Genomic DNA, 15,546 nt, shown 5'->3' on the forward strand with positions numbered 1-15,546 from the left:
CAGCGAGGCATAATGTCCATTATGGACAAAAGGGGCGCGAAACCGTCCACACCGGACCCGGGTCAGCCTCGGGTCTGCTTGGGCCGTGCGGCAGCCGGGCCGCGCGCGTCGCTGACCGCGTCCTCGGCCAGCCGGGCCAGCTCCCGGGTGGCGCGCGACAGCGGACGGCCGCGTTTGCGGGCGATGGCGATCGTGTCGAACAGCGGCTCCTCGAACGGAGCCGTGTGCAGGCCCGGCGGGAAGGCGGCGCTGCGGACCACCGCGGTGCTGGCGATGGTGTCGCCCGCCCCGTCGGCGACCAGTTTCAGGGCCGCTTCCACGTGCTCGATCTCGAAAACCGGTTCGATCCGCACGCCGGCCAGCTGCGCCCGGTCGGCGAGCTGACGGCGGGTGGGGTCGCGCCAGCCGTAGCGGGCGTCGTAGAGGACAAGCCGCGCGGCCGCGAAACGCCGGATGCTCACCGGTTCCGCGGCCGCCGCCGGGTCGGCGCTCACGTAGAGCACCTCGTCCCGCATCAACGGGGTGATGTCCAGTCCCTCGTCGTCGACCGGGAGCACGATGAGCCCGGCTTCGATGTCGCCCGCCCGGATCGCGTCCGCGGTCTCCGCGGAATTCTGCCCGACCAGCCGGACCTTGACCGACGGATACCGGCGATGGAAGGTCTGCGCGAGATTGCCGAGCAGGTAGTAGTCCGCGTTGCGCAGGACGCCGAAGGTGGCGGTGCCGCCGCCGAGCGAGCCCAGCGACTGCACCGCGCGGACCCCTTCGTCGGCCGCGTGGACCGCGCGCCGCGCGAACGGCAGCAGTTCCGCGCCGGCCGCGGTCAGCGTCAGCCGCCGGGCGCCGCGGTGGAAGAGCACCGCGTCGAGTTCTTCTTCCAGCCTGCGGATCATCTCCGACATCGAGGCCTGGGACACCTCGAGCTGGGCCGCGCCCCGGGTGAACGAGCCCTGGCTTTCGGCGGCGACGAACGCCCGCAGCTGGTTCAGGGTCACCCGGTCGCCGTCGCGGGACTCCTGCTCCATCAGCCGATCCTAAGCGGACGGACGTCCCGCCGCGCTCAGTAGATGTTGGTGTCGGCGAACGAGCTTTCGTGGCCGTTGATCTGCGCCCGCAGCGAGATCTGGTCGAATACCCGGACCTCGCGCACGATCCGGCCGTTCTGCACGAGGAACTGCGAAACGCCGAGCAGGTCGACCGGTTTGCCGGTCAACGGCCCGAAATCGGCGACCCCGCGGTACTCGCCCCGCATGACCCACAGCACGGCGATGCGCAGCCCGGCGTACCGCTCGGCGTAGTTGGCTTGCACGTCGCGGATCTCGAACCGGGCGTCCGGGAACGGCGCGATCTGTGCGAGCAGGTCCTTCTGGTAGCCGTCCGGGCGAAGCACGGTCCGGTCGCCGATGGTGTGCAGGAAGAGGTCCCGGTGCATGAAGTCGGCGACTTTGTGCAGACGCCGCGCGTTCCAGACCTCTTCGACGAATTCCAGCACCATTTCGCATTCGGGCCGGTGATCGTCCGCGCGCGGGCCGCTGTCGCCGGCGGCCAGGACGTCGGCCGGCGCCGGTTTCGTCATCGATCCCTCGTAGCCGCGGAACCGCAGCCCGCGCGCGACCTCGGCCGGGTCGAGGCCGAGCTGCAGGCAGTCCGCGAGATCGTCGCGGACGACCCATTCCTCGACCATGCGGCCCCTCCGGTAGAGGCAGTTCGCGATGGTGCGCTTGCGGATCGGCACCGGCCGGCCCGCCACGAGGTGCGTGTCGGCGGAGAAGACGAGGTGCGAGCTGAGGAAGGCGTCGTCGCCGCGGGCTTCCCAGACGACGTCCTCGGCCTGGCCCACGTGCTGGGGCACCTGCGCGATCCGCATCAGGCTGCCCTCGATCACGCCGTCCCGCCCGGTCACGGTGCCGAGGCCGCCGTGCACAATCGAGTCGGGTTCGTAGTTGTCGACGATGTAGGAGATGTCGCGCTGCACCCAGATCCGGTCGGTGACCTCGCGGATGAAATCGTCCGGGTCCGCGTAGGGCTGGTAGGCGACCGGGTCGAGCGGCATGGCGGGTTCCTTTCTCGGCTGGCAACGTGCGCTGGGCACTGTATCCGTATGCATTGCTCCGGGCAAGAGCAGCCACTGGACCGTGGCCGCGGCTGATCTTCCCCTCGTGACCTCGGCAAAATTCGCGGCAGTGGCAGTCTTGACCCGGTGACCCGGGCCACTTAAGTTGCCATCCATACGTATGCAGACGGCTGAGCCGTTGTGAGACGCCACTGGAGGTGTCATGTCCACCGTCACGCCGACCGCGGCCGCGACGGCTGAGGCGACCGGACGTCGGAAGGCGATCCGCAAGGTCATCCTCGCCGGCAGCATCGGGAACTTCGTCGAGCAGTTCGACTACGGGCTCTACGGCTATATGGCCCCGGTGCTCGCGGCGTCCTTCTTTCCGGCCAGCGACCACACCGCCAGCGTGCTGAGCGCGTACGCGGTGATCGCGATCGCCTGCCTCGTGCGCCCGCTCGGCGGAACCCTCCTCGGCCGGTGGGGAGACCGGCTGGGGCGCAAGCGGGTGCTGTTGTGGACGGTGCTGTTCATGGGTGTGTCCACGGCGGCGATCGGCGTGCTTCCCACGTACGGCCAGATCGGGCTGGCGGCCCCGCTGATCCTGCTCGTGCTGCGGGTGCTGCAAGGCATGGTCGCGGGAGGGGAGTACGTCGGGGCGGTCGCGTTCGTGGTCGAGTGGGCCGAGCCGCGCCGGCGCGGGTTCTACACGTCGTTCGCGTCGAACAGCTGTTTCTTCGGCATCCTCGCCGGCGCCGGCACGGCCGCGCTGATGAGCGCCTTGTTCAGCGACGCGGCATTGCACAGCTGGGGCTGGCGGATCCCGTTCCTGGCGGTGCTGCCGCTGTGCGCGATCGGAGTCTGGCTGCGCAGCAGGCTCGCCGAGACCCCGGAATTCGTCGCCGCCACCGAACACGGCACGAACGTCGTCGAGGCTCCGCTGCGCGAGGCGCTGCGTTCCCAGTGGCGGCCGATCCTGGTCTTCTGCGGCGCGTCGATCATGCTCGCGATCCTGTCCTACACGTGGGTCACCTTCTATCCGGAGTACCTGTCCGAAACGCTGCACCTGCCGAAGTCCGCGGCGTGGCTTTCGAACATGATCTCGGTCGCGGTGCTGATCCCGCTGCTGCCGCTCGCCGGTGCGATCTCCGATCGCATCGGGCGCAAGCCGATGCTCATAGCCGGGGCGGTGTGCTGCGTCGTGCTGGTGCCGCTGGCGTTCAAGGTGGGCGAGGCGGGCACGTTCGGAGCCGCGGTGGCGAGCCAGTTGATCTACCTGGTCCCGGAGTTCTTCCTGACCGGCATCGTCACCGTGTGCGCGGCGGAGATGTTCGCGACCCGGACCCGGTTCAGCGCGAGTTCGATCGCCTACAACTGCTCGTTCTCGATCTTCATGGGCATCACGCCGTTCGTCGCCACACTGCTGGTGGCGCAGTCCGGCACGATCTACGCGGTGTGGATGTACCTCGCGGCCGCCGCGGTACTCGCTCTCGTGGTGATCACGGTGTTCATGAAGGAGACCTACCGCAGCGACCTCTCGGCGGACAAATACGCCCGATGACCCGCCGGGGCCCCGCGGCCGCCGCTGCGGCGGCCGCGGGGTTCACCGCGGCGCGTGCGTTCCCCTGGGCACCAGCGACGGGGCGAACACGGTCCGTCGCGGTGCTTCGCTGTTTCCGGCTAGGCGGTCGACCAGCAGGCCCGCCGCGGCCTTGGCCATGCCGTCGAGGTCGTGGCGCACGGTCGTCAGGTCGAAGGTTTCCCAGGAGGCCATCGGCAGGTCGTCGAACCCGATGACGGTGAGGTCGCCCGGGATGTCGATGCCGAGGCGCCGGGCCGCGTTGACCGCGCCGATCGCGATGACGTCGTTGCCGCAGAACACCGCGGTGGGCCGAGGGTTTTCCGCCATCAGGTCGAGCAGTCCCTCGTACCCGGTGCCGTGGTCGAACGGGCCTTGGCGGACGCGGCGGCGCGGCAGGCCGACACCCGCCTCGGACAGCCCGATCCGGAAGCCGAGTTCGCGGTCGCGTCCGGTCGTCGTCTCGGCCGGGCCGCCGATCAGCGCGATGTCGGTGTGGCCGAGCCGCAGCAGCTCCTCGGCGACCAGCCGCCCGCCCGCCTCGTTGTCCACTACCGCGGCGTCCGCGTTGCCGGCGCCGGTCTCCCGGTTGAGGAAGACGAACGGCAGCCCGCGGCGGGTGAGCTCGGCCGGCAGGGCGGAGCCGATCACCGCGGTGGTGAGCACCACCCCGTCGATCGACCGGTCGAGCAGCCGCTCGGTCTCCAGCGCGGCCTCGCTGCGCTCGGCGAACAGCATCATCCGGTAGCCGTGCTGTTCGAGCGTGTCGTGCAGCGGCCCGATCAGATGCGGGTAGAACGGGTTGGTCAGATCCGTGACGACCACGCCGACGCAGTGCGTCGACCGGGTCGCCAGGCTCCGGCCCGCCTCGCTCGGCACGTAGCCGAGCGCGTCCGCCGCCTCGCGCACGCGGGTGCGGGTGGCCGCCGAAACCCGGTGGTCCCCGCGCAGCGCCCGGGAAACGGTCGGCTGCGAGACCCCGGCGAGCCGGGCCACGTCATGACTCGTGATCGACATCCGCTCCTCTTCCGCGCAACGGGCGTGCATACGGATCCTAGCGGAAATTCCGGTCTGCCCATGCGAAGGCCTGACGCTGGAGCGTCTTGACAGAAGCTGCCCGCGATGGTCGTATGCATACGTATAAACAATCAGGTTTCGGAGGGGTGTCATGCGTACCGACGAAGGGCCGGTGACGGCGGGTGAGCTGGCCCGCCGGACGATCCGGCGGACCGATTTCGTGTCCTGCGACCAGGCGTTCATCGATTGCCGGACGCCGGGGTCGGACCGCAAGGAGAACTACTCGATGATCGGCCCGGGGGTGACCCAGAACGCCGACCAGGTGGTGAACCTGCGCGAGCCGCACGGGTTCAACATCGGGGCGGCGGCGATGCCGCACGGGATCACCAACAACCTGCACCTGCATTTCACCGCGGAAGTGTTCCTGTGCTTCCGCGGCGAGTTCCTGCTCCGCTGGGGCGCGGACGGCGACGAAGGCGAGCTGGTGCTGCGCGAGGGCGACATCGCCTCGATCCCGACGTGGATTTTCCGCGGGTTCACCAACATCGGCCCGGACGACGGCTGGCTGTTCACCGTTCTCGGCCACGACGACACCGGCGGCATCATCTGGGGCCCGTCGGTGCTGCGGGAGGCGGGCAGGCACGGCTTGTACCTGACCGCGGACAACCGGTTGATCGACACTCTCGCCGGCGACGAACCGCCCGACGCCGCGGACCTGGTCCAGCCGATGGCTCCGGCCGACATCGCCGCCTTGCCGTCCTACGACGCGGTGAAGCTGCGCCGCCGCGTGGCCACTGCCGACGATCTGCAGTGGTCCAGCCGCGCCTTGCTGGGCGCGGCGGTTCCCGGCGGGCGAGCCGAGCTGGCTCCGGTGATCGGCTTCGGCATGACCGAGGACCGCGACCAGGAACCGCGGATCTACCACCCGCACGGGCACAACGTGGCGTGGCTGCGCGCCGAGCCCGGCGAAGGCATTCCCCTGCACCGACACGACGAAACGCAGGTGCTGCTGGTCAAGGACGGCGAATGGGAGGTCACGCTCAACCGGCACGACGAGGCGAGTGTGCGCCTTGGTCCGTGGGACATGGTTTCCGTGCCGCGCGGCGCCTGGCGGAGCATCCGCAATGTCGCCGCGGAGCAGGCGACGCTGCTCGTCGTCAACAGCGGCGACGGCCGCGTGCGTCTCGACTGGGACGACGAGGTCGTGAAGGCGGCTGCCGACGCCGGCGTCGGCCTGGACCACAACGGTTACCTCGCGCCGTGGCATCTGCTGCCTCGCGCGGCGGGCCGGTGACTGACCTGCCGGTGGTGCTGGTCCCGGGAATGCTGTGCGACGCCGACGTCTGGCCGCGGCTGCCCGGGCGGGCGGTCCACCCGGAGATCACCGCGCCGGACATCGGCGGCATGGCCGAGCAGATCCTGGCCGCGGTCGAAGGCCGGTTCGTGCTCGCCGGGCTGAGCCTCGGCGCTATCGCCGGGTTCGAGGTCGCGCGCCGGGCACCGGAGAGGCTCGCCGGATTCTGTGCCGTCTCGACCAACGCCGGCGCGCCGACCTCGGAGCAACTGGCCGCCTGGGCCGCGTTCGACCGCCGCACGCGCGCCGGAGAATTCGACGACGTGGTCGCGGACGAGATCCTGCCGGCGATGTTCTCCCGCCCGGATCCGGCGCTGGAACGGCGTTTTCTCGCCATGGCGCGGCGGATCGGGCCCGGTGTGTTCCGCGCCCAGCTGGCCGCCCAGGCGACCCGGCGGGACGCGCACGCCGCGGTGGCGGGTCTGTCCTGTCCGGTGCTCGTCCTCTCCGGGGCACAGGATCGCCTGTGTCCGCCCGAATTCCACCGTTCGATCGCTTCGCGGGCGCGAAATTCCGTGCTGCGCGTGCTTCCCGAAGCCGGGCACCTGCTGACGCTCGAGGCGCCCGGTGCCGCGGCCTCGGCCCTGACCGACTGGCTGTGCAGTCTTTCCCCCTTCTCGAAGGAGTCCTGAATGCCCAAGACACTGAAATCCGCTGTCCCCGCCGCGCAGGTCGCGGCCGACCGCACCGACGTCGGCGACCGGGTCCGCGCGATCATCGCCGGCATCCGCGAACGCGGGGACGCCGCGGTCCGCGAGTGCTCGGAGAAATTCGACTCGTGGTCGCCCGAGACGTTCCGGCTTTCGCCCGAGGAGATCGAGAAGATCGTCGCCCGGGTGCCCGGGCAGGTGCTCGACGACATCCGGTTCGTCCAGGACCAGGTGCGCGCTTTCGCGCAGCGGCAGCGGGACTCGTTGGGGGAGTTCGAAATCGAAACGCTCCCGGGCGTCCACTTGGGACAGAAGCACGTCCCGGTCGCCGCCGCGGGAGCTTACGTGCCCGGCGGCCGCTATCCGCTGACCGCCTCCGCGCACATGACGATCGTGACCGCGAAGGTGGCCGGGGTGCCGCGGGTGGCCGCGTGCACGCCGCCGATCCGCGGCGAGGTGCCGGAAGCGACCGTCGCCGCCATGCATTTGGCCGGAGCCGACGAGATCTACCTGCTCGGCGGCGTGCAGGCGGTCGCCGCGCTGGCGGTCGGGACCGAAACCGTCGGACGCGTCGACCTGATCGCCGGGCCGGGCAACGCTTATGTCGCCGAAGCGAAGCGCCAGCTGTTCGGCGAGGTCGGGATCGACCTGCTCGCCGGCCCGACCGAGGTGCTGATCGTCGCCGACCACACGGCGGACCCGTTCGTCGTCGCGGTGGACCTGCTGTCCCAAGCCGAATACGGCCCGGACTCCCCGGCCGTGCTGATCACCACGTCCGAGGAGCTCGCGCGGGAGGCGCTGGAGCACGTCGAGGCGCTGCTGCCGGGCATGCCGACCCGCGACTTCGCCGGCCCGGCCTGGCGCGACCACGGAGAGATCCACGTGGTGGACGACCTCGACGAGGCGTTCGCACTGGCGGACTCCTACGCGTTCGAGCACGTCCAGGTGCTCACCGAGCAGCCGCGCCAGGCGCTGACGAAGATGCGGGACTACGGCGCGCTTTTCCTCGGCCCGGGCACTTGCGTGTCCTACGGCGACAAGGTGATCGGCACCAACCACGTCCTGCCCACACGCGGCGCCGCCCGCTACACCGGCGGGCTGTGGGTAGGGAAGTACTTGAAGACGGTGACCTATCAGGAAGTCACGAGCAGCGAGTCGAGTGTGCGGCTCGGGGAAGTCTGCGGACGCGCGGCGCGGGTGGAGCTGTTCGAAGGCCACGCGCGGTCGGGCGACGTGCGCGCGGCGGAGTTCCGGCGGAGCGAGCTTTCCTGGAACCCGGCATGACCGCGTCGCTTTCGGGACGGACCGCGCTCGTCACCGGCGGAGGGAACGGGCTCGGCCGCGCGATCGCGTGCGCGTTGTCGGCGGCGGGCGCGCGGGTTGTCGTGGCCGGGCGGCGGCGAGGCGCCCTCGAGGCCACGGTCACGGCGCTGCCCGGACCGGGCCGGGCAGCGCCGTGCGACGTCGCCGATCCGCGTTCGGTTGCTGCCCTTGCCGAGGAACTCGCGGACGAGGAGATCTCGGTGCTGGTCAACAACGCCGGGGTCGCGGGGCCGGTGAAGCAGCTCGTCGAGGTCGAACCGCAGGAGTGGGACGAGGTGTTCGGCGTCAATGTCCGCGGGATTTACTTGGTGTGCCGCGCTTTTCTGCCGGCGATGACGGCGCGCGGCGCGGGTGACGTCGTCAATATCGCTTCCGTGAGCGGGAAACGGCCGCTCCTGCGCCGTACGCCTTACTGTGCTTCGAAAATGGCCGTGCTCGGCTTGACGGCCACGCTCGCGGGCGAGGTCGGGCCGTACGGGGTGGCGGTGAACTCCCTGTCGCCCGGGCCGGTCGAGGGCCCGCGGATGGAACGGAACTTCCGGTTGGAGGCGGAACGCACCGGCGTCAGTTACGCCGAAGCCGAACGCGCGTTCACGAGCCGCGCCGCACTGGGCCGGATGGTCACCGAGTCCGAGGTGGCCGCCGCGGTACTCGCGATGCTGGCGATGCCGGGCCTGTGCGCGGCGGACATCGACCTGTCGGCGGGGATGGTGGCGCGGTGACCACGCTCAAACAGCGCCTGCGGTCCGGGGAACGGCTGCTCGGCGGGCTGCTGCGGCTGCCGTCGGAAACGCTGGTCGAGATGGCCGGGGTGGCCGGGCTGGACTTCGTCGTGCTCGACTGCGAACACGGACCAGCGGACCTGGTGCCGTTGCAGCAGCACGTAGTCGCCGCCCAGGCGCAGGGGCTCGGTGCGCTGGTCCGCGTGGGCGCGGCCGAACCGGCGCTGGTGCTGCGCGTGCTCGACCTCGGCGCGGACGGCGTGATCGTGCCGCACGTCGACACCGCGGAACAAGCCCGCGCCGCGGTCGCCGTCGCGCACTACCCGCCGCTCGGGCAGCGGGGTTTCGCCACCTACAGCCGGGCCGGCCGGTTCGGCGCCCGCAGCAGCACCGAACACCTGGAGACGGCGGCGGAAACCACCGTCGTCGTGCCGATGCTGGAAACGCCCGAAGCGTGCGCGGCGGCCGGGGAGATCCTCGCGCTTCCCGGGGTCGATTCGGTGCTGGTCGGGCCGGCCGACCTAGCGGTATCTCTTGGTTTGCCCGGCGGTGCCGCTGAACCGGCCGTCGGGCGCGCACTGGACGCCGTCGCGGCAGCTGCGGAGACCGCAGGCAAGCCGATGACCAGCATCGTCGGAACCTTGGAACAGGCCCGGCAAGCACCGCGCGGGGCGGTGATTTACAACCTCGCGCACGTGCTGCTTCACGCGTTGGCGGAACTGGCCGAGGCGCGCCCGTCCGCCTGACCGGGCCGGACGACGATATTCAGACCGGAACGTGCGGGCGTGCGGAGGGGCGGGCCGGTCCGGCCGTATCCGTCGTGCTCGCCGACAACGCAAGTCGTCGGCACTCGACCGGCCAGGTCGAGCCGCATCGGTGTCGTGGTCAGCGAAATCGGCGCGGCGTGAACGGGGTCAGCATCGGATGTGCTCGCCCGGCGGTGATTTGCTGGGCGAGCAGCTCGCCCGCGATCAGTGCGAGCGTCGCGCCGCTGTGCGTGAAAACCAGGCAGAGGCCGGGCACCTGGTCGACACGGCCGAGGATCGGGTCGCCGTCTCCGGAGATCGGCTCGCGGCCGATTGCCCGCCGTTCGGCGGTCAGCGGAGGGTGGCCGCCGAGCAGCGCGGCCGCTTCGGCCAGCTGCCGCGTCGCGTTTGCGGGCAACGAACCGGCTTACGTGGCAAGCCCGTGATAACCCTGCCTCTTGCGTGGCTATCGGGATATCGATTCCCAGATCGCATACGCGCGGTTGACCTCGTTGGCCAGAACCTCCACCTTGGAGGACTCGTCCTCGAGCATGTCCACGTCGCAAATCAGGGCGCCGTCACCAGCGCGCTGCCGGGGCTGGCCGCGTTGAGGCGGACGGCCCGCTCGTTAGGGGAGAACGGCAGGCTGACGGAGATCGCCGAGATCCTCGACGGATCCCCGCCTGCCGGGGGAACGCCGACGAGGTCTTGATCCCGGACACTCCTCCCGGGGATCACCCCTCGCTTGCGCAGGGAGAGCACTTCTTGACCTGGGAGGTTATCTGGCGGGTAGTGGATTTTCATTCACTTGTGCTGAGCCCGCGCGAGGAAGACACACGTTCGTGCGGCGCGCTGCGGCTGCGGGACGGACCACTTCCGCTTGAGCGGGGAAGACGGGATGCGGACAGGGTGTTGCAGTGTCTGGTCAAGGTCGGCGAGTTCGGGTGGTAGCGGCGCGCGAGGCTTGTCGCCCTAGGCCGTCGTTTCACGCGGTGGACCACCAGCCGGGCACGAGGCGGTCGCGCCTGTCCTCGTCGCCGGGTTTCGTCCGGCACGGAATGCCGGTTGCGCAATGCCTGCTCATCGACGTCCAGGTCCGCGGTCAGCTCGATCTTCGGTGGCGAGGTGCGAAATGGCCTCGCGCTCGTGAATGTTCACGTCGCCGTGGATCGAGTGCACTTGGACGACGATCTCTCTGTTGTGAGCGGGATGGTGATTGCGCGTCCGTGGCGCATCGTCAGTCACGCTCGGCCCCTTCCGCCATCGAGCGGGCCCGCGCCGGGCAGTCCAGCCGGTGGCCTGCTTGCCGGCTGCTTCGGCTCTAGGCGTGCCATCGGGTGCGGATGCAGCCGAAGTCTCATGCCGGTTAGCCGCTCGCCCGATTCTCGGCGCGAACGGGTACTCGTCTGTTGGCCCAGGTGCTTGTCTGGTTGCGGAAAACTACCGATGACACATCATCGCCTCGTTCAAAGGCGGGTACCTCAACCCCTCGAACGTCATCCATCGCATCGAGGCCGCAATGGAAGCGGTTGGCTGCGGATGGGTCACCAGCCACGTGTTCCGTAAGACGGTCGGCACTGTCCTTGACGAGTCAGGCTTGCCCACCACCGCGATCGCCGATCAGCTGAGCAACAGTCGCGAGGTGGCGGAGCGCCACTACCGGAAGCGCGGGAAAGCGAATCCGCAGAACGTCGCCGCGCTCGAAAGCATGCTCCCGGCGACCGTGTAGATACTGGCCGACTGTCGGCTACCCGGTGCGGTGTAAGAGCATGTCGCGCCGAGCCGGCCGGGCCCCGTCCAAGCTGAAGCGTGTCGACTCCTAGCGACCGGTTTGCCGGAACCAGGTCTCGTACTCGGTGATGGGCGGGCCGCCCGTCGCACGGGACGCTACTGCGGCCCGCAGCGCCGACTCGGCGGTGTCGTTGCTATGTGGCCTGTCCGTGGCTGGCAGGCGCCGGATTCTGGGATTGACGTGGTCCGCTTCAGTTCTCCGCGGCAGTTCGTTGCGTCGCGACGCGGAACCGGTCGAGGTACAGCGGCCAGCCAGTTCTCGCGCGGGAGTCTTCGAGGAGCCGCGAAACCCGGTGGAGGAAGGAATACCCAGCCGAAAACGGAGCCGACACACCGAAGCCCAGGCGCTTGCGAGAGTGCGGATTGACGGCTCTCGGATTCGATGGCGACAAGGCACCGTCAGCGGCTGCTTGAACCTGGTAAGCCCCTGTCGGCGCCCGACGAAATTCCGGGCAGACTGGCGGGCGTCGGCGCGCGATATGGGTTGCCGTGCCGCATGATCGCCGCGGGTGCTGGTCCGATAGCCAGCACCCGACGAGAACCTTCCGCTGCTCTCCCTCTTCCGGACAGGACCACCGCGACCGCCTTCGCCGACGGCTCACGGGCGTCTGAGGAATTCGCGAACCGCATCCTCGAAGATCGCGCCTCGGTCGCTCAACGGACTTCGCCTCGCCGGGGTGCGGAGCGTGTCGACTGTCTGTTGTGGACTGTGAGCAGGTTGCCGAGTGGCTTTCCTGTGGGCCGACTGCCGTGCGGTGGGAGCGCTGACGCGGGTGCGACGGGTTGACGAGTTCGACCAAGCTGATATTGTCCTACAACATGGTAGGACAATACATGCAGACGACGTCCGCTGGGCAGGCCGCTTCGCGCCGAGACGAGGTCGTGTCGTGACCGCGCCGCTCGACCTCGACCCGGGGACGACGGCGCTCGTCCTCGTCGACCTCCAGGCGGGGGTGCTCGGGATGCCGCTCGCGCCGCTGTCGGGGGATGAAGTAGCGGCGGCCGCCCGCGAGCTGGCGGCGCGGGCGCGGCTGGCGGGAGTGCCCGTCGTGCTGGTGACCGTGGCGTTTCCCGGTTCCGGCGGTCCGGCGGTGGACGCGTCAGGGCCGCCGATGCCCGAGGTGCAGCCCCCGGGTTGGGATCAGATCGTCGAAGGGGTCGCGGAAGAGGGCGACCTCCGTGTCGTCAAAGCGGGGTGGGGCGCGTTCTCGTCCACCGGTCTCGAGGCGCTGCTGCGGGAGCGCGGGATCGAGACGATCGTGCTCGCCGGGGTGGCCACCAACTTCGGGGTCGAGGGAACGGCCCGCGAGGCGGCGGCACGCGGGTTCGGGGTCGTGGTGGTTTCCGATGCCACGTCCAGTGTTTCCGCCGCCCACCACGACTTCTCGCTGACACAGATCCTGCCGGGCATCAGCCGGGTGCGCACCGCCGCCGAGGTGGTTCGCGGGCTCGGACGACCGCGGCGGGACCGGCCTGGCGCCGGGGGCCTCCCCGATCCTTTCCCGCGCCGGACCTCGTCTTGCCTGAAGCCGGCTTGAGCGCATCCCCCGTCGAAGGAGACCCCGTGCCAGAAGCCCCTTTTTCCGTGCCCAGGAACAATTCCGGGCCGCTCTTCGCCGATACCGGGCTCAAGCTCGGATTGTTCGGCATCAACGTCACCTCGGCGGGCGGGGTGACGGCGTCCCCGGACCGCCACGAGATCGGCTGGGAGCAGAACCTCCGGCTGGTCCGGCTGGCCGAGGACGCGGGTTTCGAAGCGGTGATCCCGTACTCGCGCTGGCGCGGGTTCGAGGGCCGCACCAATCCGTGGGGCAGCAGCTTCGAGCCCTACACCTGGGCTGCCGCATTGGCGGCGCGCACCAGCCGGATCACGGTCTTCACGACCTCGCACTGCCTCACCGTGCCGCCGGTCATGGCGGCTAAACAGATCGCCACGATCGACGCGGTGTCCCAAGGGCGCGTCGGATTGAACGTCGTCGCGGGCTGGTTCGAGAAGGAACTGCGCATGTTCGGCGTCGAGACGCTCGACCACGACGCCCGGTACGGCTACTCCGAGGAATGGCTCGACATCGTGCTGCGGCTCTGGGGCGAGCCCGAGGACTTCGACTACCACGGCCGGTGGCTGACCATGAACGGCGGCTACAGCAGCCCCAAGCCCGTCCAGGCGCCACATCCGCCGCTGATGAACGCCGCGTTCTCGCCGCGCGGCCACCAGTTAGCGGCCCGCTACGCCGACATCGCCTTCGTCGCGACGACCGACCTGACGGCGACCGGGAAAAAGGTGCGGCAGATCCAGGAACTCGCCGCGGGACACGGCCGCGAGCTGTCGGTGTGGGTCACTGGCTCGGTCGTCTGCGCGGACACCGACGGGGAGGCGCGCCGCCTCGCCGAGCGCTACGCCACTGTCGACGCCGACGAGGACGCGGTGCGCAACGCCCTCGACTGGACCATGGGCGGTGCGCATCTGGCGCCCGATCAGCGCGCCGAACTCAAGCGGTCGGTCGCGGCGACGATGGGCGGTTACCCGCTGATCGGCAGCCCCTCGACGATCGCCGCACAGCTCGCCGACCTCGCCGCGGCGGGCGTCGACGGGGTGGCCTTGACCTGGATGAACTACGAGACCGGTCTTCCGCGGTTCATCGCCGAGGTCCTGCCCGCACTCGAACTCGCGGGAGTCCGGCGACCGCTCGGCCCCAGCCTGGCCACCGCGTGAACCGGGCGCACGAGAACGCGGGAGGAACCGCCGGGACCCGGTTCGCCGGGAAGACCGCCGTGGTCGCCGGGGCCGCCGGGGACCTCGGGCGGCGACTGTGCCATGCCCTGCTCGACGAGAAGGCGACCGTCGTCGGGATCGATGTCGACGGCGCGGCAGGGGAGCGGCTGCGGACCGAGACCCGCTCGGCGGGGAAGCCCTTCTCGTTCGAGCGCGTGGACATCGCCGATCCCGGCGCGGTCACCGCTTTCGCCCGGACGCTCGACCGGGTCGATGTCCTGATCAACGCGGCCGGAATCATCCAGCAGGCGTCCATCGCCGATACAAGCGTCGAAGAATGGGACCGAGTGCTGGGGGTCAACCTCCGAGGCGCATTCCTGCTCACCAAGGCCCTGGCGCCGCTGCTTGGCGACGGCGCCGCAGTGGTCAACGTGTCGTCCTCGGTCGCGCTTCGCGGAGGTGCCGGGTGGTCGGCCTACAGCGTTTCCAAGGCCGGCTTGGTCGCCTTCACCAAGGTGGCGGCTGCCGAACTCGCCCCGCGCTGCCGGGTCAACGTGGTGTGCCCCGGCCCCTTGGACACGCAGATGCCCCACCAGCTCCTGCGGGACCATCCCGACAAGGAGGCGGTGATGTCGCAGCTGGCGCGCAGTTCGATGCTGGGGCGGCTGGGCGAGGCGCAGGAGGTGGTTCCGCTGTGCCTGTTCCTGGCGAGCGACGAGGCGAGCCTCGTCACCGGAGCCACGGTCGTGGCCGACGGCGGCATCACTGCCTGGTGAGGAGGACGCCTGATGACGCTCGCATTCCCGCCTGGGGCCGTCGACGGGCCCAGGTTGCGCAAGGCCGCGGCGGAGTTCGCGACCGGGGTCACGGTGATCACCACCGTCCTCGACGACACGCCGTATGGCTGCGTGGTCAACGCCGTGATGAGCGTGAGCCTGGACCCGCCGCTGATGATGGCCTGCCTGGGCCGTACCTCGTCGACCCGTCCCATGATCGCGGCGGCGGGGCTGTTCGCGATCAATGTCCTGCCGGACACCGCGGCGGCGCGCGAGATCTGCGCGACCTTCGCCGGGAAGCGCGACGACAAGTTCGCGAGCGTGGGCTACGGTGCCGGGCTCACCGGCGCGCCGCTGCTCGTCGACACGGTCGCCCGGTTCGAGTGCGTCACCGAGACCGCGCAGGATCTCGGGGACCACACGGCCTTCGTCGGCCGGGTGGTCGCCGCCGAACGCCGCGACGGGGATCCGCTGATCTTCCACCGGGGCAGATTCCTCGGACTTGCGGAGACGAGATGAACCGGTGCGCTCCCCGCCCGGTAGCGCGGCGGCCGCGTTCGCAGTACCCGCGTTGCTCGTAGACCCGGGTGCGGCCTTCGGGTTTGCTGACCGATGCCGACCGGCTGGGACTTCCGCCGATGCGGCCAGGGGATGCCCCGGCGGACGACGGCTCAGGTTCACGGCTGCCCGCGGTCGGACCACCCGCGTACTCGGGTTCGCCCGCGGGCCCCCGCCGGACCGGCGGCCGCCGTGGCGACGCCGACCGACGCCCGCGGACAGCTGGAAAGCCCGGCGCCGATCGACGGCCTCCCGCCGGTGCCG

Annotated in this window: 15 protein-coding genes; 11 read left to right on the forward strand and 4 right to left on the reverse strand. The window is 70.2% G+C overall.

Annotated features, from left to right (window positions below):
* Window positions 1–62: 62 nt before the first annotated feature.
* Together F9C12_RS37760 and F9C12_RS37765 are read right to left on the reverse strand one after the other, a co-directional pair.
* Window positions 63–1,025, reverse strand: coding sequence for a LysR family transcriptional regulator (locus F9C12_RS37760; protein WP_409463602.1), 963 nt, complete (start codon window positions 1,023–1,025; stop codon window positions 63–65).
* Between the two features lie 35 nt (window positions 1,026–1,060).
* Entirely contained in the window at window positions 1,061–2,053 is a 993-nt protein-coding gene (locus tag F9C12_RS37765) for an ester cyclase (protein WP_409463603.1), read from the reverse strand.
* A gap of 223 nt (window positions 2,054–2,276) precedes the next feature.
* On the opposite strand from F9C12_RS37765, the gene F9C12_RS37770 reads away from it, so the two are divergent.
* Window positions 2,277–3,614: an MFS transporter gene (locus F9C12_RS37770; RefSeq protein WP_409463604.1), complete on the forward strand. Its 1,338-nt coding sequence runs from the start codon at window positions 2,277–2,279 to the stop codon at window positions 3,612–3,614.
* Between the two features lie 42 nt (window positions 3,615–3,656).
* On the opposite strand, the gene F9C12_RS37775 is transcribed toward F9C12_RS37770, so the two are convergent.
* Entirely contained in the window at window positions 3,657–4,649 is a 993-nt protein-coding gene (locus F9C12_RS37775) for a LacI family DNA-binding transcriptional regulator (protein WP_409463605.1), read from the reverse strand.
* Window positions 4,650–4,800: 151 nt separating this feature from the next.
* Between F9C12_RS37775 and F9C12_RS37780 the strand changes: the two genes are divergently transcribed.
* The 5 genes from F9C12_RS37780 to F9C12_RS37800 are packed head-to-tail and all read left to right on the forward strand — an operon-like array spanning window position 4,801 to window position 9,444.
* A complete protein-coding gene (locus tag F9C12_RS37780) occupies window positions 4,801–5,943 on the forward strand; it encodes a cupin domain-containing protein (protein WP_409463606.1) in 1,143 nt (380 codons plus the stop codon).
* Window positions 5,940–6,635 (forward strand): alpha/beta fold hydrolase, encoded by a 696-nt coding sequence (locus F9C12_RS37785; RefSeq protein ID WP_409463607.1) that lies wholly within the window; start codon window positions 5,940–5,942, stop codon window positions 6,633–6,635. The genes F9C12_RS37780 and F9C12_RS37785 overlap by 4 nt, the downstream gene beginning before the upstream one ends.
* Entirely contained in the window at window positions 6,636–7,937 is a 1,302-nt protein-coding gene (gene hisD, locus F9C12_RS37790) for a histidinol dehydrogenase (protein WP_409463608.1), read from the forward strand.
* The gene (locus F9C12_RS37795) at window positions 7,934–8,698 is read left to right on the forward strand and encodes an SDR family NAD(P)-dependent oxidoreductase (RefSeq protein WP_409463609.1); all 765 of its coding nucleotides are present in this window, start codon (window positions 7,934–7,936) and stop codon (window positions 8,696–8,698) included. The genes hisD and F9C12_RS37795 overlap by 4 nt, the downstream gene beginning before the upstream one ends.
* Window positions 8,695–9,444 carry an HpcH/HpaI aldolase family protein gene (locus tag F9C12_RS37800; protein ID WP_409463610.1) on the forward strand — a complete coding sequence of 250 codons (750 nt, stop codon included), beginning with the start codon at window positions 8,695–8,697 and terminating at the stop codon, window positions 9,442–9,444. The genes F9C12_RS37795 and F9C12_RS37800 overlap by 4 nt, the downstream gene beginning before the upstream one ends.
* Before the next feature lie 139 nt (window positions 9,445–9,583).
* Here the strand turns inward: F9C12_RS37800 and F9C12_RS37805 are convergent, their stop codons facing one another.
* Entirely contained in the window at window positions 9,584–9,862 is a 279-nt protein-coding gene (locus F9C12_RS37805; protein ID WP_409463611.1) for a hypothetical protein, read from the reverse strand.
* 1,179 nt (window positions 9,863–11,041) lie between these two features.
* Here F9C12_RS37805 and F9C12_RS37810 point away from each other — a divergent pair.
* From F9C12_RS37810 to F9C12_RS37830, 5 genes are all read left to right on the forward strand, one after another.
* Complete coding sequence (locus F9C12_RS37810) at window positions 11,042–11,173, forward strand: hypothetical protein (protein WP_409463612.1); 132 nt, start codon at window positions 11,042–11,044, stop codon at window positions 11,171–11,173.
* A gap of 949 nt (window positions 11,174–12,122) precedes the next feature.
* The gene (locus F9C12_RS37815; RefSeq protein WP_409463613.1) at window positions 12,123–12,773 is read left to right on the forward strand and encodes an isochorismatase family protein; all 651 of its coding nucleotides are present in this window, start codon (window positions 12,123–12,125) and stop codon (window positions 12,771–12,773) included.
* Window positions 12,774–12,799: 26 nt separating this feature from the next.
* Entirely contained in the window at window positions 12,800–13,948 is a 1,149-nt protein-coding gene (locus F9C12_RS37820) for an LLM class flavin-dependent oxidoreductase (RefSeq protein ID WP_409463614.1), read from the forward strand.
* On the forward strand, window positions 13,945–14,724 hold the full coding sequence (locus F9C12_RS37825) for an SDR family NAD(P)-dependent oxidoreductase (RefSeq protein WP_409463615.1): 780 nt from the start codon (window positions 13,945–13,947) through the stop codon (window positions 14,722–14,724). The genes F9C12_RS37820 and F9C12_RS37825 overlap by 4 nt, the downstream gene beginning before the upstream one ends.
* A gap of 12 nt (window positions 14,725–14,736) precedes the next feature.
* Entirely contained in the window at window positions 14,737–15,243 is a 507-nt protein-coding gene (locus F9C12_RS37830; protein WP_409463616.1) for a flavin reductase family protein, read from the forward strand.
* The last annotated feature ends 303 nt before the right edge of the window (window positions 15,244–15,546 follow it).

The sequence above is a fragment of the Amycolatopsis sp. GA6-003 genome, from assembly GCF_046267895.1.
GTDB lineage: Bacteria > Actinomycetota > Actinomycetes > Mycobacteriales > Pseudonocardiaceae > Amycolatopsis.

Excerpts from the sequence above, each read along its gene's own strand:
- F9C12_RS37760 (WP_409463602.1), bottom strand. The coding sequence starts at position 1,025 with ATGGAGCAGGAGTCCCGCGACGGCGACCGGGTGACCCTGAACCAGCTG.
- F9C12_RS37765 (WP_409463603.1), bottom strand. The coding sequence starts at position 2,053 with ATGCCGCTCGACCCGGTCGCCTACCAGCCCTACGCGGACCCGGACGAT.
- F9C12_RS37770 (WP_409463604.1), top strand. The coding sequence starts at position 2,277 with ATGTCCACCGTCACGCCGACCGCGGCCGCGACGGCTGAGGCGACCGGA.
- F9C12_RS37775 (WP_409463605.1), bottom strand. The coding sequence starts at position 4,649 with ATGTCGATCACGAGTCATGACGTGGCCCGGCTCGCCGGGGTCTCGCAG.
- F9C12_RS37780 (WP_409463606.1), top strand. The coding sequence starts at position 4,801 with ATGCGTACCGACGAAGGGCCGGTGACGGCGGGTGAGCTGGCCCGCCGG.
- hisD (WP_409463608.1), top strand. The coding sequence starts at position 6,636 with ATGCCCAAGACACTGAAATCCGCTGTCCCCGCCGCGCAGGTCGCGGCC.
- F9C12_RS37795 (WP_409463609.1), top strand. The coding sequence starts at position 7,934 with ATGACCGCGTCGCTTTCGGGACGGACCGCGCTCGTCACCGGCGGAGGG.
- F9C12_RS37830 (WP_409463616.1), top strand. The coding sequence starts at position 14,737 with ATGACGCTCGCATTCCCGCCTGGGGCCGTCGACGGGCCCAGGTTGCGC.